The following is a 26,016-nucleotide window of genomic DNA, read 5'->3' on the forward strand; positions in this document are numbered from 1 at the left end:
AAATGCGGATGGCGGGCCGGTGACTTGCGGCGCAGCACGCTCCCTGCGGTAGACGGGTGGGTTTGCCTCCTTCATCAAGACCATCGTTCCGACCACGCTCTCCCTCACCCCTGTGCTTGTCACAGAGATGAGGGAAAAGAGAGGTCAGCGTCCGTGGCCGCCGCCAAACATGGCATGGTCGCGACGCCGCTCTCTCGCCATCGCACTCCTACGCGCACGGAGATGAGGTGAGGAAAGCGCCAGGTAGCGGCTGCAACAGCCCCGCACTCAACCGCCGGTGAGAAATCCGGCGATGCCCGCCAGCACGAAGCAGCCGGCCGCCGCCGCAAGGCCGAAAATCGCCGCCAGGCAGGCAAGGCCAGCAACGCCGCTGCGCAGGTAGGATCTGGGATCGCCGGGCAGGATCTCGCTCGAAAGCTGGCGCAGCAAGCGCTTTTCCTGCAGCGTGAAGCGTAGATTGCTGGCGTGCTGCCGCGCCACCCGCTGCATTTCGCCGTAATTGTTGGCGATGGCAAAGAAGGTAAGCAACAGACCGACGCAACCGACGACCAGGGCGGCCTTGCGCAGCATGTCGATCGCTTCCGGCAAGAGATTGGCGCCCAGAACCGACCGATCGAAGAGCGCATCGAAGCCGGCGATCGAGGCGGCGATGACGGCGGCATGGGTCGCGGCAATCGCCAGCAGCCGCTTATAAGCCTCATCGAGAAGCTGGGTGTTGGCGGCGTGGATGCTGTCCAGACGCGAGATCTGTGCGTCGACTTCCTCCCGCGACAGTCGCGGGGGAAAGTTGCTTAACGATACCACTGGGCTGCGCGTCATGAGATGGTCTCCAATGCCACACCGTCCAAATCGGTATAAATTCGGAAATTTTACGTTTCCAGAAAACCTCGAATTTTAGTCATTTCCAGCATTTGCACGCTGTTCTTTCCACAGCCTGGCAGCGGCGGACAGCGCTCAAAGGTCAAGTGCGGCCATGTGAAAGTGTAGCTGATCGGGCGGATAGCGATAGTCCCGCCCGACGGGACAGGCATCGCGCGCGAGGCACCCGCGCTTGAGGCAGCCGCTCCCGCCCGCCTCCGTCCTGAGATAGGTCCGACAGCGACCGACATCGAACTGCAGGCGCGCGAGCGCGCCGGCGGGACAGGCGGAAACGCAGGGTTTTTCCACGCAGCCGTCGCAGGGATGCGCGACCGAGCGGTCGCCGTCGCCGGCCAACGGCTGGTCGAAAGCCAGCGCGCCGCGATAGCCGTGCCAGAGCCCATAGCGCGGGTGGATGAGAATGCCGAGCGGTGATGCCTTGATGCCTTCCGCCTGCATCGCCCATTGCTGGAACGGCTGCCAGGGCGGATCCGACGGGAAATAGGCCGTCGCCCCGTTTGCCCCGGCGATCTCGCCGATCACCACCTTCGACCAGCAATCGAGCGGATCGGTCCCACCATGATCAGGCGCTTCCTCGCGCCAGCGCAGGAAGGGCTGCCAGAGCGAGCCGCCGATATTGCCGACCAGCGCCACGCTCGCCGCCGGCCAGCCATCCGAAAGCAGCGGCGCGGCATCGGCTGAAGCAAAGTTCAGCGTGCCGCGCAAAAAAAGTCCGTGCGGCTCAAGAGCCGCACGGACGGTTTCAAGTCGAGTGTCCGCAGATGCGGAAGGCGCCGTCATTTGGGTTTCGGCCCCTGTAGATCGTAATGCGGGCGCCAGACCTCCTTCTGGATCATGTCGGCCACCTGCGCCGCGCCGCCTTGCTCCCTGGCTCGCTCGGGACCCTTTCAAGTGAAAGCGTCGGGCATCGAATCCTTGCGCTGAGCAATATAGGCCTTGAGCGCTTCGTCGATCGCCGGATCGAGATAAGGCGCCTCGTAATGTTCCAGCCACGTGCGGGCGAGCGCGTTGGCGCGCTGCTCGATACGCTTTTCGCCTTCCACTTCCCACTGTTCGTAGGAATTGTTGTCGGCGAGCGGCGAACGGTAGAAAGCGGTCTGGAAATTGGCCTGGGTATGGGCGCAGCCGAGATAGTGGCTGCCCGGGCCGACTTCGCGGATGGCGTCGAGCGCCTGGGCGTTCTCGGAGAGATCCACGCCCTCGGCCATCTTCTGCATCATGCCGAGCTGGTCCTGGTCGATCATGAACTTCTCATAGGAAGAAATAAGACCGCCTTCGAGCCAGCCGGCCGCATGCAGCACGAAATTGGTGCCGGCAAGCAGCGTCATGTTCAGCGTGTTGGCCGATTCGTGGGCGGCTTGAGCGTCAGGAACCTTGGAGCCGCAGAGCGAACCGCCGGTGCGGAACGGCAGCTTCAAGCGGCGGGCGAGCTGTGCCGCGCCATAGGAGACCAGCGAAGGCTCCGGCGTGCCGAAGGTCGGCGCGCCCGACTGCATCGAGATCGAGGCGGCAAAGGTGCCGAACAGCACCGGCGCGCCCTTGCGGATAAGCTGCGTGAACGAGGCGCCGGCCAGCACTTCGGCCAGAATCTGCGTCAGCGTGCCGGCAACCGTGACCGGGCTCATGGCGCCCGACAGGATGAAGGGCGAAAGCACGCAGGCCTGGTTGTGGCGGGCATAGACCTTGAGCGCGCCCACCATGGTCTCGTCGAAGACCATCGGCGAGTTGGCGTTGATCAGGTTCAGCGTGACGCAATTGTTTTCGACGAACTCGTCGCCGAAGACGAGCTTGGCCATGGCGATCGTGTCTTCGGCGCGCTCGGGCGCCGTCACCGATCCCATGAACGGCTTGTCAGAATATTTGATGTGGCTGTAGACCATGTCGAGGTGACGCTTGTTCACCGGAATGTCGACGGGCTCACAGACCGTGCCGCCGGACGAATGCATCGACGGCGCCATATAGGCGAGTTTCACGAAATTGCGGAAGTCCTCGATGGTCGCGTAGCGCCTGACACCTTCGAGATCGCGCACGAAGGGCGGGCCATAGACCGGCGCGAAGATCGTCGCCTTGCCGCCGACCTGGGCGCTGCGCGCCGGATTGCGGGCGTGCCAGGTAAACTCGGACGGTGCCGTTTTCAGAAGCTCGCGGCAAAGACCCTTGGGGAAGTGAACGCGCTGGCCGCGCACATCGGCGCCAGCCTGCTTCCAGAGTTCGAGCGCCTCGGCGTCATCACGAAACTCGATGCCGATTTCCTCCAGGATCGTATCGGCATTGCGCTCGATGAGCTCAAGGCCCTCCTCGTCCAGGACCTCGTATTCGCGAATCTTGCGCTGGATATAGGGCAGAGACGGCCCCGGGCCGCCGCCGGTGCGCGAGGCACGCCGTGCCGCCGCTCCCCGCCCCTCGCCACGCGAGCGGCGACCGCCACCCTCAACCGCGTCCTGTTCTGTCACGTCGCTCATTTATTCATTCCTCTCCCGCGCATTTCGATATCTTGCGCCTTCAAGCACCAATTGGCCCTAATGCTACCAAGCCGCAGGGACTGTACGGGTCTCAATGCGCCAACGAGTGGCGCAACTCGAACACTGCGATCCGCGTCATGGCCGGCCAAAAACCGCATGGCGCGAATATATTGTTTTTGTTAAGAATATACAGGCCTCGAAAGAAGCTGCACTCCCGTCGCTTTTTGTCATATGCGACGTCGCTTTCGAAAACAGATTTTTACACGTCGACGGCTATTGATTGGTGAACGTGTCCGGATTTTAGCCCGGCCGTGCCAGGAACCGAGGAACCCTACTATGGCAGACGATGAAATCATTCTCGAGGACCTTTCCGACGAGGAACTTGTGCAGCAGATGCATGACGACCTCTATGACGGCCTCAAGGAGGAGATCGAGGACGGAACCAACATCCTGCTCAAGCGCGGTTGGACGCCCTACGACGTCCTGACCCAGGCACTGGTCGAGGGCATGCGCATCGTCGGCGTCGACTTCCGCGACGGCATCCTGTTCGTGCCGGAAGTTCTGCTGTCGGCGAATGCGATGAAGGCCGGCATGTTCATCCTGCGGCCGCTTCTCGCCGAAACCGGCGCACCGAAGCTCGGCAAGATGGTGATCGGCACCGTCAAGGGCGACATCCACGACATCGGCAAGAACCTCGTCGGCATGATGATGGAAGGCGCCGGCTTCGACGTCGTCGACCTCGGCATCAACAACCCGGTCGAAAACTACCTGGAAGCGATCGAGCGCGAGCAGCCCGACATTCTCGGCATGTCGGCACTGCTGACCACCACCATGCCCTACATGAAGGTCGTCATCGATACGCTGAAGGAAAAGGGACTGCGTGACGACTACGTCGTTCTCGTCGGCGGCGCGCCGCTCAACGAGGAATTCGGCAAGGCCGTCGGCGCTGACGCCTATTGCCGCGACGCGGCGATCGCGGTCGAGACAGCCAAGGACTTCATGAAGCGCAAGCACAACCTGCTCGCTGCCGGCTGAGCCTGCTTCACGAACACGAAAGCCGGCCGCAGCAATGACGCTTGCGGCCGGCTTTTTCATTTGCTGGCACGAAAACGGCGGGACTTTGCGATGCGGCGTACTGCATAATTCCTTAAATCGGAATCGATTTAAGGCGAAAATTATGCAGCAAGTTTAAAGCGTTACAGCGTCCTTTGCGCGTCATATTTGACGCGCGGCGCTGTAACCGCCCGTCATGCCGCGATGCCGATGAAAAGATCGGCGCGTCCGAACTGTCTCCTAATGTTCCACACCGCGACGGACGCGGAACATCGGGCGAGAAGCCAGGGCATCAAAGCGGATCGAGCGCCCGAACTCGGCGCGCTCCGCCTCAGACGGAGGCTCAGTTGGCGGCGCGGACCACCTTCTTGCCGGCCGCCTGTGTCGCGTTGACGGTGTTTGCGGTATCCTGACCGATGCCGCGGATCGTATTGCCGCAGGCGCTGAGCGTCGTAAGCGCGATGAGGACGGCTCCGACGAGCGCAACGGTTTGTGTTTTCATGGCCAGCTTCCTTCACGTTGATCACTGGGTGGAATCGAGATGGAAAAAGTATCGCGCGCAATAGAACGTGCACAACCGGAAAAAGTTCACGTCATCGGTTGTGGCGCGATCGCGCGTGAAATTCTCGCCATCTGTCAGGCCAACAGGCTCGACCATGTCGACCTCACCTGTCTGCCCGCCATCTGGCACAACACCCCCGACAAGATCACCCCGGGTGTCAGGGAGGCGATCGCCAAGGCGCGGCAGCAGGGCTTTGAGCGCATCTTCGTCGCCTATGCCGATTGCGGCACAGGCGGCCATCTGGATCGTCTGTGCGAAGAAGAGCGTGTCGAGCGCATCCCCGGCCCGCACTGCTATTCCTTCTTCGCCGGCAACGATGCCTTTGCCAGCCGCTGGGACGACGATATCACCGCCTTCTTTCTCACCGATTTTCTCGCCCGCCAGTTCGAGGCTTTCGTCGTCGAACCGCTCGGCCTCAAGCGCCACCCGGAACTGAGGGACATGTATTTCGGCCACTACCGCAAGCTCGTCTATCTCTCGCAGCAGGAGGATGAAACGCTGCAGGCGAAGGCGAAGGAGGCCGCCGATTATCTCGGCCTCGAATACGAATACCGGTTTACGGGCTATGGCGACCTGACGACATCGCTGCTGGGCGCGTGACGATGTCGCCGCTGCGCGCCGGCCGGCGGCGGCACAGCCAAAAACCAGCGTCTGCCTCGCGCCATTACAGCGCCGCGCGTCAAATATGACGCGCAAAGGACGCTGTAACGCCTTAAATCTGCTGCATAATTTTCTCCTTAAATCGATTCCGATTTAAGGAATTATGCAGTAAGCCGACGTCAATGCGCCGCAGACAGGAACGCAGCGATGTCCTTGGCAAGTGGTTCAGGATCGTGAATGCCGATGCCCATATGCGTCGTGTTCGGAAACTGCTTTATCGTCGCTCGTTTGAGCTCGCTTGAAACGCGTTCCATGCTCGTTGCGCGGAATGGCGCAACAACTTCCTCGTTGAATGCCTTCAGCTTTGCAGATAGCGCCGGGTCAGATCGATCGACCGGAAAGAAACTGGATGCATAGAACGCAAGCGCTGGGGCCTTCACCTTCTCATAGTCACGGTACCACTTGGCCATTTCAGCTAGAATCGCGCCATAGGTCGCGTCCGATGGGACAACCCTGATTGAATTGTCTGGCGCAATCCGCAGGAGATCCCGCAAGTATGCTTCCATGCCATTACTCCAGGGAGTATCGCTGCCGAGCCACGCGGCATGATACCAGTCGCGGAAGGCGTTGATCGAAGCGACATCGGAAGCGGCCGGAGCATTCACGGCGAGCATGTCGACAAACGCATTGAGGAAGGCTGGATAGGACCAATCGTATCCCGACTCGAGATAGACGAGCTTGTCTACTCGGTCCGGGTAAGTCCCTGCGAATTCGGTAATTTCATTGCCGCCGAGCGACCAGCCGATCAGACTTGCCTTCTCAATCGCGAGAGCGTCGAGAAGGCCCTTGAGATCGGCAACGAGGGCGGTGTGGTCGTATGGCCCGGCGGGCGCATCCGAATGGCCGTGACCACGCCGCGCGTAGGCGATCAGATGAAAACGCCCTTTAAGGCTATTCGCCAGATCGTCGAAGATATGCGGATCGTCGCCGATGCCGTGGATCATCACGACAGGCGGCCCGTTGTCACCCCAATCGAGATAGTTGAGGCGAATACCGTTTGCCTCGATAAAATTGGAGGAGTGCGGCGAGGCGTCCACGACAGGCGGCGGATCTTTCAAAGCCGGTTCAGCAGACCAGCCGAGCCCACCAGAAACGCCAAGAACCAACGCGGTCAGAATACCAAGGGCACGACGCATCGACGACACTCCTACCGTACTCGCTTTTGAGCGGCCCACAACACGACTGTCTGCAAGAGGGCTCTGTCCTAATGCATAATTTCTTAAATCGGAATCGATTTAAGGATAAAATTATGCAGCAATTCAAAGTGTTACAGCGACCGTGGCGCGTCTTAAAAGACGCGCGGCGCTGTAGTGCATCAGTTCGACAGTTCCGTCTCCGGGAACGTCCATTTTCCCTCCGACAGGTCAGCGCGCGGACGATACAGCCGGACGGTGTAGTTCCAGTCCTTCATGATCGGGATGCAATTGACGGTGTTTTTCTCACACCCTCCGAACTGCACGGTTATGCTTCCATCATCATTCGGCTTGGCGGTCACGTTGTTGATCGAATAGGCGTCAAGATCGTTCTTCTCGAAAAACCCCTTGCCATTGTAGACACTGATGGACCAGAACCCGTCCACCGGCACATCCTTCACGGTGATCTTTTCGATCCTGTTGCCGCTCTCGTCCTTGGGTTTTGCTGTCACGTAGATCGCTGCGGAGCTAGGATTGCCTCCCCACCCGATTGCGGCCCCGATCAGGTGTCGAATCGGATCAACCTCCTCTCTCGAGCCGAACATGCGATCCGAACCGGACAGGGTCGATCCCAATACCTTCAACGCATCCCGGACCTTCGCCTGTGAAACCGGATCCCAGGTCGGGGCTTGAAACTCGCCTGCCGCCGGTTGCTCGGCCTTGATCTGATCTTGCAACGCGTGGACCTCTTTGATGTCGTTCTCGCTCTGTGGGTCAACGAGCGTGCGTATGATCACGACCATATACCGCGTGCCGATGGCATCCTTCGTATAGGACTTGGAGCCGGGCGCGTAAGCGATGTCGTGGGTGAAATGATCCTCATCGATGGTCTGCGCCATCATGTAACGCTTTCCCGCGTCCGGAAGCGTCAGCGTGACCGGTCCCGCGTCAAGGTCGAAAACGCCGAAGGAATAAAGCGTGTCCCGATTCATCCTGACGACCTTCTGGTCGTCAACCGAGGGCGGTGTTCGCGCATGCATGAATTTGCCGAGCGCGCCTTCTTTCACGTAGGCGGCCATCGTCACGTCGGTTTCGGCCCGGGAGAAGTTGTCGACCGAGACCGGAACTGTTTCTTGTGCGAAGGAGGGGCTCGCGTGAAGCGACGCCGCGATCATGAATGCAAATATCGACCGCACTGGGAATTTCATCGCGATACCCTCCTGGTTGCAACCGACCATAAATGAACGTATCGCGAAGGCAAGCCGTTAAAGGCAGTAGGGCCGCAATGGCCGCTTTAGGCCCCGTTCCCGTCGTTCGGTTTCAAGCAGATTGCCTCCCTCTTCGTCGCTACACCCACCGCCCGACGCGGGCCTTGTAGGCGAGATAGGCGTTACCGAACTTCCGCTCGAGATAGGCCTCCTCGCGGGCGATCACGCCGTAGCGGATGACAAGATAGAACGGCACCAATAGGACGATGAGCCAAAGGCTGTCGAAGGCGACGGCGAGGCCGATGAGGCCGAGGAACATGCCGATATAGATCGGGTTGCGCGTGAAGCTGTAGGGGCCCTCGTCGACGATCGTCGTCGTCGGCTGGGTGGTCTGGATCTGCGTCCCCGCGCGGCGGAAGGTTGCCACCGCCCAGATCAGCAGTGCCAGGCCGGCGAGGAAGACGATGCCGCCGAGCCAGCCGGCCGGCACGGCCGCGGGCAGGAATGGCAGCGGATAGAGCCAGTCGAGCGCGAACCCGGCGAGCGCCGCGAGCGCCCAGGCGATCGGCGGCCGTACCGCCGCGCCTGAATTGTCGCGCAAATTCCCGGTCGCCTGGTTCATGCCGCTGCCCGTCCGATCCGCTCCCCGGCCCCCTGAATTCTAGCACACGGAGAGCGTGTTTTGTTATATCTGCCAGGGCCCGCTCCACCGGTGGGAGTTTACGTCGCTTCGAAGGAGATTTGAAGACAGAGAGGCGCGGACAGCGAGAGGATCGAATTCGGCCGACACTTCTCGCTATGCAAATGTCAGCTTCAGAGAAGCGACGGAATTTGGGTGCACGTTTTCCGATTAAGCGGTCACATGAGAACTTCCGCTTGCCACCCGTGCGGTCCTTCTGGATCGTGGAATGTGGGGCGGCTTCGGGACCATAAGCGGTCAATCGTGGGCATCTGCTCCAGCAGACCGGCCATTAAGCCGCCGGTAACGCGCAAGCGGCCATATCTGATGCAACCACACCGCATCGAGGGCCGGCAATGACCGACGCTGCCAACGAAACCTTACCCGCCGGCGCGCGCCCGGGCCGCGTCGTCGTGGTGACGGCGGGCGGTGAAAACCCGTGGATCATGATCAATGCGCTGGCGGCGCGTTTCGACGATATCGTCGTTCTCCAGGAACGGCCGGAATCCAAGGGCCTCTTCCTGCGCCGGCGGGCGCGAAAACTCGGCTGGCCGACCGCCGTCGGGCAGCTGGCGACGATGATCGCCTCGCGCTTCGGCAAGCGCTTTACCCGGAAGAGAGCGGAAGAAATTCTGAGGCTCTATGGCGTATCCGGCACGCCCGATCCGAGTGTGCCGGTGCGTCAGATCGTTTCCGTCAACGACGACGAGGCCGCGTCGCAGGTCCGCGCGCTCGAACCCGATGTCGTTTTTCTGATCAGTTGCCGCATGTTGACGAAGGCGACGCTTGCGGCGCTCCCCTGCCCGGTCGTCAATTTCCATGCCGGCATCAACCCCGGCTATCGCGGGCTGATGGGCGGCTATTGGGCGCGGATCAACGACGACGTCGGCAATTTCGGCGCGACCGTGCATCTCGTCGACGAAGGCGTCGATACCGGCGGCATTCTCTACCAGTCGCGCCAGACGCCTGCCCGCAGCGATACCGTGCATACCTATCCGCTGCTGCAGACGGCAGCCTCCACCGACATCGCCATCGCTGCCGTCGACGATGCGCTCAAGGGCCGGCTGCGCACGCTCGATGTCGCAGGCCCGTCGCAACAATGGTATCACCCGCCGATCTGGACATGGCTCCGGAATGGAATTCGGCGCGGCATCTGGTAGAAAAACCAGGCGCAGATTGGCCGTTTCCATCGCGCCGCATGTGGCCGCCTGAGGCCCCTAAGGACCTGAAATTTCTAGCACTCCTCAATGCATAGACTTACCGCACCTCGGGCTTGCCCGCAGCGCGGCAACGCGTAGAGTGCTGGGTGTTTTCAACGTTCTACGCCGGCGTCGTTTTTGGACATATCCAACGTCGTGGCGAGGTGAGCCACGACGCCGGGACATAAGCATTGTCGCAGGAAGAGGAGAACGACACCCGATGGCAGATCGCATAATCGTCTACTGGCGCGACATCCCGGCCCAGGTCATCATCAAACGGGGCCGCACGACCGCAAAGCGCGAGCTTTCGCTGCGCTTCACCGAGGCGATCGACATGTGCGCCATGCGCACCGGTGCCGCCGAGACCGACGACTACCTCGCCGAATGGCGCAAGGCCGAGCCTGAGCCCGTATCCGACGACCTGGAGGCGGAAGCCGACCGTGCGGCCGCCGAACTGGAAGCCGCCTATGACCGCGAGCGCCTGGTCTCCCTGGTCAAGGCAGGAGGCCGCGACAATGGCTGACCCGAAGGTCGCAACCGCAATAGAAACGAAGATCCTCAAGGGCAACGCCGCACCCGCTGCCAAGGCCGCGACCGGCGCCTATACCCCGGCCGGCGTCTCTCCCAGCCGCCGCTCGCGCCACAAATACACGGTTCGCCTCTGGGCGGTGCGCCATTCGCGCTTCCTCGAATGGTTCTACAACCGCTTCGCCGACATGTTCCTGCTGTTGCATCCGTTGTGGAAGGCGATTGGCTACAACAGGGTGGAGCGACCCGTCACTTTCGTCGAACGCCACGTCAAGGGCTTCCTCTTCGACTGTCGCATGTGCGGCCAGTGCGCGCTGTCGTCGACCGGCATGTCCTGCCCGATGAACTGTCCGAAGCAGCTGCGCAACGGCCCCTGCGGCGGCGTCAGGGCCAATGGCAATTGCGAGGTCGAGCCGGATATGCCCTGCGTCTGGGTGCAGGCGTGGAAAGGCTCGCAGAATATGGTGAAGGGCGATGCGATCATGAACGTGCAGAAACCGGTGAACCAGTCGCTGCGCGAAACCTCTTCCTGGCTGCGGGTGACGGCGGAAGCAGCCGCCAACCGTGAAGCTCAGGCGAAAGAGAACCAGGCATGAGCCCCGACTTCAACCCACACGACCCCGGCGCGCCGCTCGATCCGTTGCCCGGCCACTCCTCGCGCGGACGGCTCGAGCGCGTGTTGCGCCGCGGCGAATTCGCGGTGACCGCCGAACTCAACCCGCCCGACAGCGCCAACCCGCAGGACGTCTACGAGCGCGCGGCGATCTTCGACGGCTGGGTCGACGGCATCAACGCGGTCGATGCTTCGGGCGCCAATTGCCACATGTCGTCGGTCGGCATCTGCGCGCTCCTGACGCGCATGGGCTATGCCCCGATCATGCAGATCGCCTGCCGCGACAAGAACCGCATCGCCATCCAGGGCGACGTGCTCGGCGCCTCGGCCATGGGCGTGCAGAACGTCATGTGCCTGACCGGCGATGGCGTGCAGGCGGGCGACCAGCCGGGCGCCAAGCCGGTGTTCGACCTCGACTGCATGTCGCTGCTCGAAACCGTGCGCATCATGCGCGACAATTCCAAGTTCCTCTCCGGCCGCAAGCTGACGACGCCGCCGCAGGTGTTTCTCGGCGCCGCCATCAACCCCTTTGCCCCGCCCTACGACTTCCGCCCCTATCGACTGGCCAAGAAGATCGAGGCCGGCGCCCAGTTCGTCCAGAGCCAGTATTGCTTCGACGTGCCGATGTTCCGCGAGTACATGAAGAAGGTGCGCGATCTCGGCCTGCACGAAAAATGCTTCATCCTCGTCGGCGTCGGACCGATGGCGTCTGCCAAGACCGCCCGCTGGATCCGCTCCAACGTGCCGGGCATCCACATTCCCGACAGTATCATCACGCGGCTGGAGGGCGCAAAGGACCAGAAGAAGGAAGGCAAGCAGCTCTGCATCGACATCATCAACGAGGTCAAGGAGATCGAAGGCATCTCCGGCGTCCACGTCATGGCCTATCGCCAGGAAGAATATGTCGCAGAGATCGTGCATGAATCGGGCGTGTTGAAGGGCCGCCAGCCGTGGAAACACGAGACGCTGCCGGCCGATGCGCTGGTGGCCGAACGGCTGGAGCATATTCGCGAAGGCAAGGAAGAAAACCAGCAGGAGATGGCCGAGGCCGCCGCCCACCATCCCCACTGAGGCAATTGCAGACACAACCGCACCGGCTCGTCCGGCCGCTACCATCGACCAACGGGTGAGATAACGAAACCCGACGCCACAGGATCAAAGGATCTTACATGACCCGTACCATCGTCGCTTCCGCAACCCGCGAAATCATCATCGGTTTCGACCAGCCCTTCTGCGTCATTGGCGAGCGCATCAACCCGACCGGCCGCAAGAAGCTGGCCGCGGAAATGATCGAGGGCAACTTCGACACCGTCATCAAGGACGCGCTGGAGCAGGTCGCCGCCGGGGCGACAATGCTCGACGTCAATGCCGGCGTCACCGCCGTCAACCCGCACGAGACCGAGCCGCCGCTCCTGGTCAAGACACTGGAAATCGTTCAGGGCCTCGTTGATGTGCCGCTGTCGATCGACAGCTCGGTGTCGGCTGCGATCGAGGCGGCGCTGCGCGTCGCCAAGGGCCGCCCGCTGGTCAACTCCGTCACCGGCGAAGAGGAAAAGCTCGAGGCGATCCTGCCGCTCTGCAAGAAGTACGACGTGCCCGTCGTCGCCATTTCCAATGACGAAACCGGTATTTCCGAAGATCCTGACGTGCGTTTCGCCGTTGCCAAGAAGATCGTCGAACGCGCCGCCGACTACGGCATCAAGCCGCAGGACATCGTGGTCGATCCGCTGGTGATGCCGATCGGCGCCATGGGCACAGCCGGCCAGCAGGTCTTTGCGCTCTTGCGCCGCTTGCGCGAAGAGCTGAAGGTCAACACCACCTGCGGCCTTTCCAACATCTCCTTCGGCCTGCCCCACCGTCACGGCATCAATGCCGGCTTCATCCCCATGGTCATCGGCGCCGGCATGACATCGGCGATCATGAACCCCTGCCGCCCGCAGGAGATGGAGGCCGTGCGCGCCGCCAACGTCCTGAACGGCACCGACCCGAACTGCACCCACTGGATCAAGACCTACCGCGACCACAAGCCGGCCGAGGGCGGTCACGTGGTTGCAGCCGCTCCGGTCGCCGCCGCAGCCGGCGGACGCCGTGGCGGCCGCGCTGCGCGCACCGGCGTTGCTGCGGCCCGCGAATAGGTCTTCGCTTGGCGTCGGACCGCATCGGAAGGGGGCGACACAGTTATGGGAAAGTATCTGCGCGAGGTTGCCATCGCTGGCCTCGTTGTCATCATCGCCAGATACGTACTCTTTAGGGATGCAGACGAGTTTCAAAGGTTCTACAGTGCACTCAGGACCTACGTTCTGCCAGTCGGGTTCGCAAACCTCGCGCTGTTTGCCGTCATGCTTGTTGCGTTAACGGCGAACAAGATCAGCCCTGCCTCTCAGAAACGGGTCGCGAATGTCCTTTTCTGGGTGGGCTCGACAACAATGACCGCAGCGTTTGCCTGGGCAATCGCTGCCGTGAAACTGAGCACGGCATCATAGTCAGGCATCCGACCGCCGCTGTTGCGGCACAAGAGTAGGGATCATCGATGACAACGCGCCGACTTCACCTGGACACGTTCACACTCTGGTTCGAGGCACCTTTCGTGATCGCGCTTCGGCTGCACGAAATGCAGATGGCGGCCTTGACCGGAAAAACGCAGGATTCGACCGAGTTTAACCGCATGGTCTCCGAGAAGATTGCGGCCACCGCCGAAAGCGCCATGGCCGTGAACATGACGCTGTGGCGCGCTGCCTTCGACAATATGGTGCGGCTGATGACCGGCGGAGGCGCGTCGCTTGGCCTGGGGGGAACGGCGGTCGCTTCCGCCGCGCTGAAGCCCTACGGCAAGCGCGTGCGCGGCAATGCACGGCGCCTGTCGCGCAAGACGTCGTGAACGACTAGGCCCAGCGAGCGCAACCCTGACGAAATGATGCTCGCAGATCTTTCCATGTCGGGATCTGACAACTATCAGGCAGCATTCCGGTGCAGTCTGAAGCCGTTTACCCATGCTTCGGTCCATCGGGCAGAAGCGGCCCTGAGGAAAGACAGAACAGAATGCGCATCGAAGGCACTTCCGAAATCGAGACCAACATGACCGAAGCCGCGCGTAAGGATCCGCTCGTTCTGTTCATGCCGTCGGGCAAGCGCGGCCGCTTCCCGGTCGGCACGCCGGTTCTCGATGCCGCCCGCTCGCTCGGGGTCTATGTCGAAAGTGTCTGCGGCGGCCGCGCCACCTGCGGGCGCTGTCAGATCGAGGTGCAGGAAGGCAACTTCGCCAAGCACAAGATCATCTCCTCCAACGACCATATTTCGCCTGTCGGGCCGAAGGAGCAGCGCTACGCCTCCGTGCGCGAACTGCCCGACGGACGCCGCCTCTCCTGTTCCGCCCAGATCCTCGGCGACCTCGTCATCGACGTGCCGCAGGATACGGTCATCAACGCCCAGGTGGTGCGCAAGGCGGCAAGCGACCGGGTGATCGAGCGCAACGCCGCCGTCCAGCTCTGCTACGTCGAAGTCGACGAGCCCGACATGCACAAGCCGCTTGGCGATCTCGACCGGCTGAAGGTGATTCTGGAAAAGGACTGGGGCTGGAAGGACCTGCTGATCGCACCGCACCTGATTCCGCAGATCCAGGGCATCCTGCGCAAGGGCAACTGGGCCGTCACCGCCGCGATCCACCGCGATATGGATTCCTCGCGCCCCTTCATCGTCGGTCTGTGGCCGGGCCTGAAGAACGAGGCCTATGGCGTCGCCTGCGACATCGGCTCGACGACGATCGCCATGCATCTGGTGTCGCTGCTCTCCGGTCGCATCGTTGGGTCTTCCGGCGCCTCGAACCCGCAGATCCGCTTCGGCGAGGATCTGATGAGCCGGGTTTCCTATGTGATGATGAACCCCGACGGCCGCGAGGCCATGACCAAAGCGGTGCGCGAGGCAGTCAACGGCCTGATCGGCAAGGTCTGCGCCGAAGGCGAGGTCGACCGCCACGACATCCTCGACATGGTGTTCGTCGGCAACCCGATCATGCACCACCTCTTCCTCGGCATCGACCCGACCGAACTCGGCCAGGCGCCGTTTGCGCTCGCCGTCTCCGGCGCGCTGCAATACTGGGCGCACGAGATCGACATCGACGTCAACCGCGGCGCCCGGCTCTACATGCTGCCCTGCATCGCCGGCCATGTCGGCGCCGATGCCGCCGGCGCAACCCTGTCTGAAGGCCCGTACCGGCAGGACAAGATGATGCTGCTCGTCGATGTCGGCACCAATGCCGAGATCGTGCTTGGCAACAGGGAGCGCGTCGTTGCCGCCTCTTCGCCGACAGGTCCCGCCTTCGAAGGGGCTGAAATCTCCTCCGGCCAGCGTGCGGCGCCCGGTGCGATCGAGCGCGTGCGCATCGACCCCGAAACCCTGGAGCCGCGCTTCCGCGTGATCGGCGTCGATAAATGGTCGGACGAGGACGGCTTTGCCGAGGCGGCGGCGGCCGTCGGCGTCACCGGCATCTGCGGCTCGGCCATCATCGAGATCGTCGCCGAGATGTATCTGACCGGCATCATCTCTCAGGACGGCGTCGTCGATGGCGCGATGGCGGCGAAAAGCCCGCGCATCATCCCCAACGGCCGCACCTTCTCCTATCTGCTGCATGAGGGCGACCAGCGCATCACCGTCACGCAGAACGATATCCGCGCGATCCAGCTCGCCAAGGCAGCGCTTTATGCCGGCATCAAGCTGCTGATGGAAAAGCTTGATATCGACCATGTCGACACCATCCGTTTTGCCGGCGCTTTCGGCTCGTTCATCGATCCGAAATACGCCATGGTGCTGGGCCTGATCCCGGATTGCGACCTCGATGAGGTCAAGGCCGTCGGCAATGCGGCCGGCACCGGCGCACTCATGGCGCTGCTCAATCGCGGCCACCGCCGCGAGATCGAGCAAACCGTCAGCAAAATCGAGAAGATAGAGACGGCTCTTGAAACAAAGTTTCAGGAGCATTTCATCAATGCCATGGCGATGCCGAACAAGGTCGACGCCTTCCCGAAACTGTCTGCGGTCGTCACCCTGCCGGAGCGCAAGGTTGCGGCGGATGATGGCGACAGCGGCGGCCGTCGCCGTCGGCGCAGCCGCGAGTAGATCGCTCTTGCGCGCGGCAGTCCGGTAATCGCTGCGGCTTTCGACCTCACGCCCGCTACGCTCATTTGCCCCTCACCCTAACCCTCTCCCCGCAAGCGGGGAGAGGGAACGCGCTCACCTCGCGGGAGTCGCGAACGTAGCTGGGGATACGAGCGGGCGCGGCATATCCCTTCTCCCCGCTCGCGGGGAGAAGGTCGCGGCAGCGGGATGAGGGGCGGACACGACCTCTTGCGGCCAATTCGAGCCCCGCATCGCTCCACGTAGCCTTCGTCGCAAACGCCCCCAACAGCCCCGCCCAGCCGGATTCGGAATCGAGCGAAGCGCGCCTTCGTTTGCCTTGGCGCTGACGCTGATTGCGCGAAGTCACGCCGTTTCTAACCACCAAGCGCGATCGTCACCGCCACCAGAACGCCGCCGATCGCCGCCATGGCAAAGGCCATCGGCCAGGGGCTGCGGCCCATGTAGCGACCAAGCTGGGCACCGATGACGAACAGCATCACCAGCGCAACGGCATTCGAGACGCGCATGGCAAGGTCGATGCGCTCGATCAGCAGAAACGGAATGCTCGGCGGCAGGGTCGAAATGGCGACAAGCGCGAAGATGGCGAGCGCTGCCCGCAGGTCGCGGCGGGTCACGACCGGTTGATGATCGTGGGCCGGCAGCGCACGAACCCTGGTCAGCAGCGTTTCCGCTTCGGCTTCTGAGGCAACCAGGCGGACATTGTCGGGCAGGTTCTCGTAAAACACCTCGCGCGCCCGCGGCAAAGGCTCGCGCCGCAGCGTCTCGATCAAGCCGCGGCGCTTGACGCGCTCGACAGCGGTCGTCAGCACATGCATGACGCCGTCGACGATGCCCCAGGCCAGATTGCAGCCGAAAGCGGCGCCGAGTACCGCCATCACTTTCTCGCCGCCACCGACCGCCACACTCATCGTGCCGGTGAAGGACAGCGCCATCAGCAGCCCGAAGACGATCTCCGACAGGCGATCGATCGGATCCAGAACGGGGCGCGGCTGGTCATCGGTCGCCATGGCACGCCATATCCCCTGTGCGCAGGTCAACGAATGACGAGAGGGCCGGAGCCGGCCGCTTGGTCAGGCAACCGCCGACGCAAGCCGCACCTCTCCCGACTGCATCCTCAGTTCGGCGAAGGCTTCGCGAACGTGATCTGCCACCGCCAGCACCGGCGCCGACGCACTGTCGATCACCTGCAGGCCGATATCGTAGTGGCCAAGGTCCGGCAGGCCGTCGCGCTCGCCAAGCTGCACCATCTCGCCGTGGACGAGATAACGCGGCAGCGGCGCGATGGCGAGGCCGGCGAGCACGGCAGCCCGTTGCCCGGTCGTATAGGCGCTGAGGAAGGCGATGCGGAACCTGCGGCCGGCGCGCGACAGCTTCTCCACCGCATCGGCCCGCCAGACGCAGCCATCCTCCCACATCGACACCGGCAGCGGATCCCTAAGATGGGCATTGCCGCATTTGGCGCCGGCCCAGACGAGCTTCTCCTGCATCAGGATCTCGCCGTTCTTCGGCGCGATACCGGTCAGGCTGTTGAAGATGGCGATGTCGAGGCGATGTTCATCGACGCGCTTGCGCATGGCGCCGCTCATGCCGATCGATACGTCGACCGTGACGTTCGGATAGGAGTCGGCAAAACGCTTCAGCACATCGGGCAGGATGCGCTCGCCGACATCCTCGGGGGCGCCAACGCGCACGACACCGTTCATGTCAGGCAGCAGGAAGCGCGACACCGTCTCGTTGTTGAGCGCCAGCAGGCGTCGGGCAAGGCCCAGCAGCATCTCCCCTTTCGGCGTCAGCGACACCGAGCGCGCGTCGCGAAGAAAGAGCGTACAGCCGAGCAGCTCTTCCAGCTTCTTGATCTGCATCGAAACCGCCGACGGCGTGCGGTAGACCGTTTCGGCCGCGGTGGTGAAGTTGCCGGTCTCGGCGATGGCGACAAAAGTCTTCAACACATCCATTTCCAGGAGCGGAAGCGCGTGGCGCATCATCATGTTCATGGCGGCATCCTTGTTCAATAAAACTGACAGATTGCTTCAATCCATTTCGTTTGATTGAACATCAACGAAGACCGATAGTCAAGTTGCAAGGACGGTAAGGAAGGAAACCAGCCATGTCCGCGACAACAATGGTCTTCGCTGCCCCGCAGGACATCCAGCGCGTGAGCAAGGTGATGCCCAAGATGAATCGCACTCCGGAACAGGCCGTGCGCATGGCAGATGCCCTGCCTGCCAGACAGGCCAATCCCGATGGCGATCTCGTGCTGTCGCTCCTCTCCCACGTGCAATCGCTGATCGACGGCATTGCACGAAAACGACGGGCAAAACGAATCGCCCGGAATCGGGTGGAAACCTACCGCGAATTGGCGAAACTGCCCAAGCGGGTCCGTAACGACGTCATCTTTGGCGAGACGCTGATTGATCACCATGTTTGATGAAAAACATCAAACATATTCGTTTGAATGATGATTAGGGTTGCGACACATATAGACCGTGGTCGCGACCTCTGAGGCACTCAGAAGGAGCCATGAATGTCTACTATTGAAATGTCTACCATCCAGCTATCCCAGACCTCGGAGCGGGCATCCTCCCACTCGTCCATCCCGGGTCTCTTCAATCTTCGTGTACGCGCCTGGGCCGCCTGGAAGCGTTATGCCAACGAACGTGCACTGGAAAACCTGTCCTACGACACGTTGAAGGACATCGGCTTTCCCTCCGTCGACGATGCGGTGCACAAGACGGAACAATGAATGACCGACTGATCTGTTCTCGGGGACCCAAGACCCCGAGCGAGAACCGCTGAAGGGCATCGTCGAGACGGCGGTGCCCTTCTTCTTTTGCGGCCTTGACGGATGCCGACGAGCGCCAAAACGCCATGAACCGCTCGTTGCGAGAATTTGTCCGATACCGACACCTGGCGCTTTCACCATTCCCGCGTCGCAATCGGCAAACACAACCTAAAGGCGTTCTTTTCGAAAATTACGCACCCCTGGCGTTTCTTGTCAGATTACGTCAGCCGAGCCGGTAAATCTGTCGCATTCCTTACAAAAGCCGCAAAGCCGGCTCGGCAGCGGCTTTCCCGCCCCATGTCGCAATGCGAAATGTCTTTGCGGTCGCGGCTTTCCATGTCAATGTCGCAAACAGACAAGCCGGATGGTATCTTCCAAGCGACGAATATACGGCATCGCCAAGCATGGGAAGCCACATGAACAAGCCCTTGACCAAAAAGCGTTCTCTCGTCTTCTTCCTGGTGCCGAACTTTTCCATGCTGCCGTTTTCGGCTGCCATCGAAACGCTCCGCATCGCCAACCGCATGCTCGGCTATGAGGCCTATACATGGCGCCTCACATCGACCGACGGCGAAAAGGTTCTCTCCTCGAGCGGCATCGCCCTCGAGGTCAATTCGTCTCTTGCCGACGAACGCAAGTTCCTGGGCGGGGAAAACCGCCCGTCGATGGTGCTGGTCTGTTCCGGCATCTATGTCGAGGATTTCAACAACAAGTCGGTCAATGCCTGGCTTCGCGAGGTCTACAACCGTGGCGTCGCCGTCGGCAGCCTCTGTACCGGCGCCCATGTGCTGGCGTCGGCCGGCCTCTTGACGGGCAAGCGCTGCGCCATTCATTGGGAAAACCTGCCGGGCTTCTCCGAGAACTTCCCGCAGGTCGACGTCTATGCCGACCTCTATGAAATCGACAGCAACATCTACACCTGCGCCGGCGGCACCGCCTCGCTCGACATGATGCTGAACCTGATCGACCAGGATTTCGGCGAGAATCTCGTCAACCGCGTCTGCGAACAGGCGCTGACCGACCGCGTGCGTGGGCCCCACGATCGCCAGCGGCTGCCGCTGCGCGCCCGTCTCGGCGTCCAGAACGCCAAGGTGCTGTCGATCATCGAACTGATGGAAGGCAACCTTGCCGAACCGCTGTCGCTCCTGGAGATCGCCGAGGGCGCCGACCTGTCGCGCCGCCAGATCGAACGGCTGTTCCGCCAGGAGATGGGTCGCTCCCCTGCCCGCTACTATCTGGAAATCCGGCTCGACCGCGCTCGCCACCTTTTGATCCAGTCGTCGATGCCGGTCGTCGAAGTCGCCGTCGCCTGCGGCTTCGTCTCCGCGTCGCACTTCTCCAAGTGTTATCGCGAACTCTACAATCGCTCGCCGCAACAGGAGCGCGCCGACCGCAAGCTGACGCTGCAGATGGCGCGATAGGACCGGCCGAAACGGACAGGCAAGAGGGCGGGTTTTCCGCCCTTTTTGCTGGTGACGAGCTGCGGCGCAACGGGATCGCCAGCAGCTTCTCCGCTCCGTCATGCTCGGGCTTGACCCGAGCATCCAGGTCGCTCGCGCAATAGCGCCCTTTGCGTCGTAAAATGGATCCTCGGGTCAAGCCCGAGGATGACGGGAGGAGAACTCAGGCATCCGCTTCGGCAGCCGCCTATATGCGGACTTTGTCACACCCCATCCGCGCCTGCGCCGCGAAAGGACCGTTCGACGGACGGGTGGCTTGCCCGCGCGCGATTTTGCCTTGAATGTTGCAACCTGGGAATCACAGGCGTCTTAGTGCCGCGTTTGAGCACAGGCACGCCACGATCAGGAGCAAACCGCCCTATGGCACCCGTGATAATCGACCCGGACAAGGTCCACGAATTCGAGGACGCGGAGCGCTTCTACGCCTGGCTCGGCACCCACCACGCCAGCGAAACCGAGGTCTGGATCAAGATCCACAAGGTGAGTTCCGGGCTGAAATCGATCACACCGAAGGAAGCGATCGACGTGATACTCTGCTGGGGCTGGATCGACGGCGTGCGCAAGGGCCTCGACGACAGGAGCTTCCTGCAGCGCTACACCCCTCGTGGCAAGAAGAGCATCTGGAGCCAGATCAACGTCGACAATGTCGCCCGGCTCATCACCGAAGGTCGGATGACCCCGCACGGGCTGAAAGAGGTCGAGAAGGCCAAAGCCGATGGCCGCTGGGATCGCGCCTATGGCAGCGGCAAGGACATGAAGATCCCGGAAGACCTGCAGGCGGCGATCGAGGCCGAGCCGAGCGCGAAGGAAATGCTGGCAAAGCTCAGCGAGCAGAACCGCTTCGCGCTCGCCTTCCGCACCCACAACATGAAGACCGAGGCCGGACGCAGGAAAAAGATCGAGACCTTCGTCGAGATGCTGAAGCGCGGTGAGACGATTTATCCGCAGGCCAGGAAATAGCCGGCACCGGGTCGTCCGAGCAGCGGCCAAGACCGGCGTCGCTGCGCCGATCCGGCTTTGGGACCGATACAGCGCCGCGCGTCAAAAATGACGCGCTAAGGACGCTGTAACACTTTAAACTTGCTGCATAATTTGATCCTTAAATCGGATCCGATTTAAGGAATTATGCAGTAGGCCCTCGCGCCGGTCAAACCTTCAGTCCTTGCCCCTCCCTACCAGGCTTTCCCCGGCGGTTCTTCACCCGTGGCTATGGAACGCCTGTTCGAGTGCGGCGATATCGAGCTTGACCATGCCGAGCATCGCCTCGGTTGCCCGCTTGGCACGCTCGCGGTCCGAATGGGCGATCATATCGCCCAGCACCCTCGGCGCGATCTGCCAGCACAGACCCCAGCGATCTCGCAGCCAGCCGCATTGCTCGGCCTCACCGCCGTTTTCAAGCAACGCATTCCAGAGACGATCAATCTCCTGCTGATTGTCGCATTGGATCATGATCGAGAAGGAATGGTTGAACGGGTCGAGCGGCCCGGCTTCGAGCGCCATGAATTCCTGCTTGCCTAACGTGAACTCGATCACCTTGACGCTGCCGGGCGGACCGCTCGGCGACTCCGCCGGCAGCGTCGTCGTGCGGATGATCGCCGAATTGGGGACGAGTGAGATGTAGAACTCGACGGCTTCAAGCGCGTCCTTCTCAAACCAGAGATTCGAAACAACATTCGTCATATGCAGGCTCCTCTTCGCATAGCTGCAACATGTCCAGCTAACTAGAGGACGTTTCGCGGATGTCAGGGCCGACAACGCCCAGGGATTTATTGCGGGCACACCGGCAAGCAACGCAATCGCGCCGTCATGCGGGAACAAATCCGCCCCGCTGGACCGTCAGAAAAATGGCGGATTGCAGCTATTTAGGACGCCAGCGCATCGAGCAACGCCAGCTCGGAGATCACGCGGTTTCGGCCGGCATGCTTGGCCATGTAGAGAAACTGGTCGGCCGCATGCAGGTAGTTCTCGAAGGATTCCGGCGCCTCGATCGTCGCAAGGCCGATCGACACGGTGATCGACAGTTCCTCGTCATCCGCGACGATGCGTGATTTCGCAAGCTCGATGCGCAGCTTCTCGCAGAAGGCGAATGCGCGCTTGACGTCGCAACCGTTGAACAGGATGCCGAATTCCTCGCCGCCGAGGCGCGCCAGCAGGTGTTCGTCGTCGACCAGCGCCGTCAGCCGCTTGGCCACATGCTTCAGCACCACGTCGCCGATCTCGTGGCCGTAGGTATCGTTCAGCCGCTTGAAATGGTCGATGTCGAGGATGGCGATGGCGGTCGTCTCGCCGCGGCGCAGGCACTGCTCGACCAAGCGCGGGCCGGTCAGGAAGAAATGCCGGCGGTTGTAGATGTCGGTCAGATAATCGCTCGCCGCCTGGCGCTGCAGCGTCTGCAGCCGTTTCTGGATACCGGCGGCATAGGCGATGCGGCCGTTGAACTCGGCCTCCAGGAACGGCTTCTGAATGAAGTCCGTGCCGCCGGCCTCAAGGAACCGCGCGCCGATCCGGCGGTCGCCGCTGTCGGAAAGCGCGATCACCGGCAGGGCCTCGTCACCCTGGCGCCGGCGCACTTCGGCAAGCAGCGCCGCGCCGCTCATGTCGGAGAGATCGAGATCGGTGACGACGAGATCGATCGCCTCGCCGGAATCGAGCACCTGCAGCGCATCGGCGGCAGAGGTGACCTCGCACACGGAAATCCGTTGCCGGCGCAGGATGCCGGCAAGCTCGACGCGCGACGGCGTGTCGGAATCGGCAAGCAGCACCGTCGTCTTGCCGTTGGTCAAGGCCCGGTCGACGGCACCGATCAGCAGATTGATCGATTCCGGCTGGTTCTTGATGACGCAGTCCAGCGCGCCGCGGCCAAGGATCTGGTCGCGCGTCCTGTCGTTGAACGCAGCTGTGAAGACCACGGCCGGCAGATTGTTGGCGAGGATGAAGTCGAGCGCCTCGCAATTGGGCGCATCGGGAAGGTTGAGATCAAGCACGGCAAGCGAGAAGCTGCCGGGGGCGGCAGTCATTTCCTGGCGCAGCGCCTCAAGCGAGGCGCAATGGGTGACCCGGATGCCATGCACGGTTTCCAGGCCGTATTTCAGCGCGGTGGCAAACATGCGGGAATCTTCAATGAGCAGCATGCGCTTGTCGCCGTGCTTCTGCACAGAATTCATCCGACCCGGCGTGCGGCGCAATCTCACGTCCCTGCAAATCCCGATTTCGAGCCGCAGGCGTGCTGTCCCCAAAGGGCGACGCTGGCTCCCAATATACGATTATACCCGGCACGGATCACGCCAGACGTTTCGTCTTGGCATGACCAGGCGCTACCGGGTTCCCCACTTTTTATTGCGGCCGATTGAAGACGGTCCGGATTGCAATTTCGTTAATGCGGCAACCGTAAGGAGTCTTTTCTCGCGACCCGGGCAATTCTACGGGTCGCAAGCGCAGGAAAGCTGCAATGGCGCCGGCGCGAACGACCGACGGAAGAGCGCCGCCGCCTTCAATCGAAGGCGGCGGCAAGGTCCAGGTGCCGTGCCTGCTCACCCTTCAGCCGGCGAGCTCGGCGGGATCGGCCGCCGGCCTATGCCGGGACTTTGACCTTTTCGCTCAAGGTCTTGATCTTGGTCAGCGTGTCGAGGTTCTGGTTGACGCGGCAATAGAACTCCTCGTTGACGAAGGGGCGCACGACGAAGTCGTTGCCGCCGGCCTTGAGGAAGCGCGCCGACAGGAGCCGGTTGGTCGAGGACGAAACGCCGATGATGCGCAGCTGATGCGGACCATAGGCGCTGCGGATGCGCCGCGTCAGCTCGAAGCCGTCGATGTCGGGCATGTTGTAGTCGGTGATGACGAGGCCGATATCGGGGTTGTTCTTGAGGATCTCGAGTGCAACGGCACCGCTCTCGGCCGAGCTGGTGCGGAAGTTGTAGCGCTTCAGCTGCGTCGTCAGAAGTGCCCGTGCCGTCGGGCTGTCATCGACGACAAGCACGTGGTGCTTGTGGTTGGTGAGGAACCGGCAGACCGATTCCGCCAGCATGTCGACGGCAAAGACGCTGTCCTTGATGACGTAGTCGACGATCTCCATGGCCAGGATCTTCTCGCGCGTCGATTCCTGGAACGAACCGGTGAAGACCACGGTCGGCACGCTCATCTCGATGAGATAGTTGAGCGCCTCGCCATTTTCGGCGCCGGGCAGATTGATGTTGGAAATGGCCAGCGACGCCGGGAACGTCGCATTTTCGACGGCAAACTGCAGATCGTCATAGTCGCGGCAGACGATGACGTCGATGTCGAACAGCTCTTTCAGCCGCTTCGAGACCATCGACGAAAACAGGTTGGAGTCCTCGGCAAGCACGATGCGGTGCTCAGCAAGGGATTCACCGGAATAGTACATTCCGGAAACGCCGAAAAATGACATTGATCGCCTATAAGAATGAGTGTCCCCGAAGCCATGCTAGGGGAGAAAGACTTTCCCGGCTGTTAATGAGCGGCCGGTGAAATGGCTGCTTGGCGCGCTTGCGTTCAGGTCTGGGCATACGACCCGATGGCATACGGGGCCGTCAGGCCTTCGGCGTCGCGCCGCGCCGCTCGAGCGCAGTCTTGCGGATGATGTCCGCGATTTCCGGGTTGCTGCTGGACAGCATCTGGAAATCCTCCGAATACAGCGACAACAGCGAGACCTCGGTCGCCGCGCTGACGGTCGCCGAGCGGGGCTCGCCCGTAATCAGCGCCATCTCGCCGAAGAAGCTGCCAGCGCCCAGCTCCACGGGGTTCGGTGTCGCGATGCTGACGCGACCCTCGACGATGAAGAACATCTGGTCGCCGGTCTCGCCCTTGCGGCAGATGACGGCGCCCGCCGGCACGACGCGGGGCCTCAGCGCCCGCACGATCTCGACGAGCGCGGCCGAGCCAAGCCTCTGAAACAGCGGCACGGCCGCCACCAACTGCCAATTGCGCACGAAGTCCCGGCGACGGACTTCTTCGTAGAAGCCGGTGGCGAGGATGCCGGCCCAGAGCGCAAAGATGCCGATGCCGCACATCATGACCAGCCCGGCAAGGACGCGGCCGGCGAAGCTTTGCGGAATCTTGTCGCCATAGCCGGTGGTCGACAGCGTCACCACCGCCCACCACATCGCCTGGGGGATGCTGCCGAACGTGTCGGGCTGGACGTCGCGCTCGATGAGATAGGCCGCGAGCGCCGCACAGAAAAGAACGATGCCGAAGATCGAGGTGATGCCGATCAGGTTACGGGCCTCTTTGCTCAGGACCCTGCCCATAAGCCGGAAGAAGGGCGATCCGCGCAGAGGTTTCAGCAGCCAGATGGCACAGTAGAGGCTCTGATCGCGCGTGCCGACGAACAGCACCGCGGCGAGAGGAACCAAGACGGCAAGCGCATCGATAATGATCGCCGGCATACTGTCCCGAACGCCTCTCGCGCCCTGCGCCATCAGCGTCTCGATCAGTTGCAGGATATAGATGGCCCAGATGAGAGCGAGCAGCACCTCCAAACTGAGCCTGGTTCGTCCGGTTATGTCCGGTGTCGTCAGTGCAGCGACCGCCACGAGCCCGATCACGGCGAGCAGCCCGCCGAGCGGCGCAGAAATCTTCGAGAACGGCCGTGCCGACATTCAACACCCCCCGCGGCCTACCACCCTCTTACAATAAGATGCTTCAGGCC

The 26,016-nt window shown here is 62.0% G+C and carries 27 protein-coding genes; 14 read left to right on the top strand and 13 right to left on the bottom strand.

Annotation, left to right across the window (positions count from 1 at the left end):
- Window positions 1–267 precede the first annotated feature (267 nt).
- The 3 genes from BC363_RS11455 to BC363_RS11465 all read right to left on the bottom strand — a co-directional run bounded on the left by BC363_RS11455 (window position 268) and on the right by BC363_RS11465 (window position 3,341).
- On the bottom strand, window positions 268–819 hold the full coding sequence (locus BC363_RS11455) for a hypothetical protein (RefSeq protein ID WP_065783385.1): 552 nt from the start codon (window positions 817–819) through the stop codon (window positions 268–270).
- A 135-nt stretch (window positions 820–954) separates the two neighbouring features.
- Complete coding sequence (locus tag BC363_RS11460; protein WP_065783386.1) at window positions 955–1,659, bottom strand: 4Fe-4S dicluster domain-containing protein; 705 nt, start codon at window positions 1,657–1,659, stop codon at window positions 955–957.
- A 107-nt stretch (window positions 1,660–1,766) separates the two neighbouring features.
- Window positions 1,767–3,341, bottom strand: a complete 1,575-nt coding sequence (locus BC363_RS11465; RefSeq protein WP_065783387.1) for a trimethylamine methyltransferase family protein — start codon at window positions 3,339–3,341, stop codon at window positions 1,767–1,769.
- 336 nt (window positions 3,342–3,677) lie between these two features.
- Here BC363_RS11465 and BC363_RS11470 point away from each other — a divergent pair, with 336 nt between their 5' ends.
- Window positions 3,678–4,376 (top strand): B12-binding domain-containing protein, encoded by a 699-nt coding sequence (locus tag BC363_RS11470; protein WP_053252923.1) that lies wholly within the window; start codon window positions 3,678–3,680, stop codon window positions 4,374–4,376.
- A gap of 361 nt (window positions 4,377–4,737) precedes the next feature.
- Here BC363_RS11470 and BC363_RS11475 read toward each other — a convergent pair whose 3' ends face one another.
- Window positions 4,738–4,896: an entericidin gene (locus tag BC363_RS11475; protein ID WP_065783388.1), complete on the bottom strand. Its 159-nt coding sequence runs from the start codon at window positions 4,894–4,896 to the stop codon at window positions 4,738–4,740.
- A 39-nt stretch (window positions 4,897–4,935) separates the two neighbouring features.
- On the opposite strand from BC363_RS11475, the gene BC363_RS11480 reads away from it, so the two are divergent.
- Entirely contained in the window at window positions 4,936–5,556 is a 621-nt protein-coding gene (locus BC363_RS11480; protein WP_065783389.1) for a DUF1638 domain-containing protein, read from the top strand.
- 179 nt (window positions 5,557–5,735) lie between these two features.
- On the opposite strand, the gene BC363_RS11485 is transcribed toward BC363_RS11480, so the two are convergent.
- The 3 genes from BC363_RS11485 to BC363_RS11495 form a co-directional block, all read right to left on the bottom strand.
- On the bottom strand, window positions 5,736–6,752 hold the full coding sequence (locus tag BC363_RS11485) for an alpha/beta hydrolase (protein WP_065793300.1): 1,017 nt from the start codon (window positions 6,750–6,752) through the stop codon (window positions 5,736–5,738).
- Window positions 6,753–6,931: 179 nt separating this feature from the next.
- Window positions 6,932–7,924 carry a DUF1254 domain-containing protein gene (locus BC363_RS11490; RefSeq protein ID WP_065783469.1) on the bottom strand — a complete coding sequence of 331 codons (993 nt, stop codon included), beginning with the start codon at window positions 7,922–7,924 and terminating at the stop codon, window positions 6,932–6,934.
- 172 nt (window positions 7,925–8,096) lie between these two features.
- Window positions 8,097–8,579: an isoprenylcysteine carboxylmethyltransferase family protein gene (locus BC363_RS11495; RefSeq protein ID WP_065783391.1), complete on the bottom strand. Its 483-nt coding sequence runs from the start codon at window positions 8,577–8,579 to the stop codon at window positions 8,097–8,099.
- Between the two features lie 413 nt (window positions 8,580–8,992).
- Between BC363_RS11495 and BC363_RS11500 the strand changes: the two genes are divergently transcribed.
- The 8 genes from BC363_RS11500 (at window position 8,993) to BC363_RS11535 (ending at window position 16,088) form a co-directional block, all read left to right on the top strand.
- Window positions 8,993–9,796: a formyl transferase gene (locus tag BC363_RS11500; RefSeq protein WP_065783392.1), complete on the top strand. Its 804-nt coding sequence runs from the start codon at window positions 8,993–8,995 to the stop codon at window positions 9,794–9,796.
- Window positions 9,797–10,055: 259 nt separating this feature from the next.
- Window positions 10,056–10,358, top strand: coding sequence for a virulence factor (locus BC363_RS11505; protein ID WP_065783393.1), 303 nt, complete (start codon window positions 10,056–10,058; stop codon window positions 10,356–10,358).
- Entirely contained in the window at window positions 10,351–10,959 is a 609-nt protein-coding gene (locus BC363_RS11510; protein WP_065783394.1) for a methylenetetrahydrofolate reductase C-terminal domain-containing protein, read from the top strand. Before BC363_RS11505 ends, BC363_RS11510 begins: the two co-directional genes overlap by 8 nt.
- On the top strand, window positions 10,956–12,047 hold the full coding sequence (locus BC363_RS11515; protein WP_065783395.1) for a methylenetetrahydrofolate reductase: 1,092 nt from the start codon (window positions 10,956–10,958) through the stop codon (window positions 12,045–12,047). The genes BC363_RS11510 and BC363_RS11515 overlap by 4 nt, the downstream gene beginning before the upstream one ends.
- Window positions 12,048–12,145: 98 nt before the next feature.
- The gene (locus BC363_RS11520) at window positions 12,146–13,111 is read left to right on the top strand and encodes a methyltetrahydrofolate cobalamin methyltransferase (RefSeq protein ID WP_065783396.1); all 966 of its coding nucleotides are present in this window, start codon (window positions 12,146–12,148) and stop codon (window positions 13,109–13,111) included.
- A 45-nt stretch (window positions 13,112–13,156) separates the two neighbouring features.
- On the top strand, window positions 13,157–13,459 hold the full coding sequence (locus BC363_RS11525; protein ID WP_065783397.1) for a hypothetical protein: 303 nt from the start codon (window positions 13,157–13,159) through the stop codon (window positions 13,457–13,459).
- A gap of 47 nt (window positions 13,460–13,506) precedes the next feature.
- Window positions 13,507–13,854, top strand: a complete 348-nt coding sequence (locus BC363_RS11530) for a hypothetical protein (protein WP_065783398.1) — start codon at window positions 13,507–13,509, stop codon at window positions 13,852–13,854.
- A 161-nt stretch (window positions 13,855–14,015) separates the two neighbouring features.
- A complete protein-coding gene (locus BC363_RS11535) occupies window positions 14,016–16,088 on the top strand; it encodes an ASKHA domain-containing protein (protein ID WP_065783399.1) in 2,073 nt (690 codons plus the stop codon).
- A gap of 374 nt (window positions 16,089–16,462) precedes the next feature.
- Here the strand turns inward: BC363_RS11535 and BC363_RS11540 are convergent, their stop codons facing one another.
- Together BC363_RS11540 and BC363_RS11545 are read right to left on the bottom strand one after the other, a co-directional pair.
- Window positions 16,463–17,116 carry a VIT1/CCC1 transporter family protein gene (locus BC363_RS11540; protein WP_065783400.1) on the bottom strand — a complete coding sequence of 218 codons (654 nt, stop codon included), beginning with the start codon at window positions 17,114–17,116 and terminating at the stop codon, window positions 16,463–16,465.
- A 63-nt stretch (window positions 17,117–17,179) separates the two neighbouring features.
- Window positions 17,180–18,103 carry a LysR substrate-binding domain-containing protein gene (locus BC363_RS11545; protein ID WP_065783470.1) on the bottom strand — a complete coding sequence of 308 codons (924 nt, stop codon included), beginning with the start codon at window positions 18,101–18,103 and terminating at the stop codon, window positions 17,180–17,182.
- 113 nt (window positions 18,104–18,216) lie between these two features.
- Between BC363_RS11545 and BC363_RS11550 the strand changes: the two genes are divergently transcribed.
- The 4 genes from BC363_RS11550 to BC363_RS11565 all read left to right on the top strand — a co-directional run bounded on the left by BC363_RS11550 (window position 18,217) and on the right by BC363_RS11565 (window position 21,311).
- Entirely contained in the window at window positions 18,217–18,537 is a 321-nt protein-coding gene (locus BC363_RS11550; protein ID WP_244519856.1) for a hypothetical protein, read from the top strand.
- 120 nt (window positions 18,538–18,657) lie between these two features.
- Complete coding sequence (locus BC363_RS11555; protein WP_083222405.1) at window positions 18,658–18,852, top strand: hypothetical protein; 195 nt, start codon at window positions 18,658–18,660, stop codon at window positions 18,850–18,852.
- A gap of 455 nt (window positions 18,853–19,307) precedes the next feature.
- Entirely contained in the window at window positions 19,308–20,312 is a 1,005-nt protein-coding gene (locus BC363_RS11560; protein WP_057210910.1) for a GlxA family transcriptional regulator, read from the top strand.
- 399 nt (window positions 20,313–20,711) lie between these two features.
- Window positions 20,712–21,311, top strand: coding sequence for a YdeI/OmpD-associated family protein (locus BC363_RS11565; protein WP_065783402.1), 600 nt, complete (start codon window positions 20,712–20,714; stop codon window positions 21,309–21,311).
- Between the two features lie 237 nt (window positions 21,312–21,548).
- Here the strand turns inward: BC363_RS11565 and BC363_RS11570 are convergent, their stop codons facing one another.
- From BC363_RS11570 to BC363_RS11585, 4 genes are all read right to left on the bottom strand, one after another.
- The gene (locus tag BC363_RS11570; RefSeq protein ID WP_065783403.1) at window positions 21,549–22,031 is read right to left on the bottom strand and encodes a VOC family protein; all 483 of its coding nucleotides are present in this window, start codon (window positions 22,029–22,031) and stop codon (window positions 21,549–21,551) included.
- Between the two features lie 182 nt (window positions 22,032–22,213).
- A complete protein-coding gene (locus tag BC363_RS11575; protein WP_244519857.1) occupies window positions 22,214–23,482 on the bottom strand; it encodes a diguanylate cyclase in 1,269 nt (422 codons plus the stop codon).
- Window positions 23,483–23,922: 440 nt separating this feature from the next.
- Window positions 23,923–24,756, bottom strand: coding sequence for a response regulator (locus BC363_RS11580; protein WP_065783405.1), 834 nt, complete (start codon window positions 24,754–24,756; stop codon window positions 23,923–23,925).
- Between the two features lie 142 nt (window positions 24,757–24,898).
- Window positions 24,899–25,966: a cyclic nucleotide-gated ion channel gene (locus tag BC363_RS11585; RefSeq protein ID WP_065783406.1), complete on the bottom strand. Its 1,068-nt coding sequence runs from the start codon at window positions 25,964–25,966 to the stop codon at window positions 24,899–24,901.
- Window positions 25,967–26,016 lie beyond the last annotated feature (50 nt).

The organism is Ensifer sp. LC384 (assembly GCF_001695865.1).
GTDB lineage: Bacteria > Pseudomonadota > Alphaproteobacteria > Rhizobiales > Rhizobiaceae > Ensifer.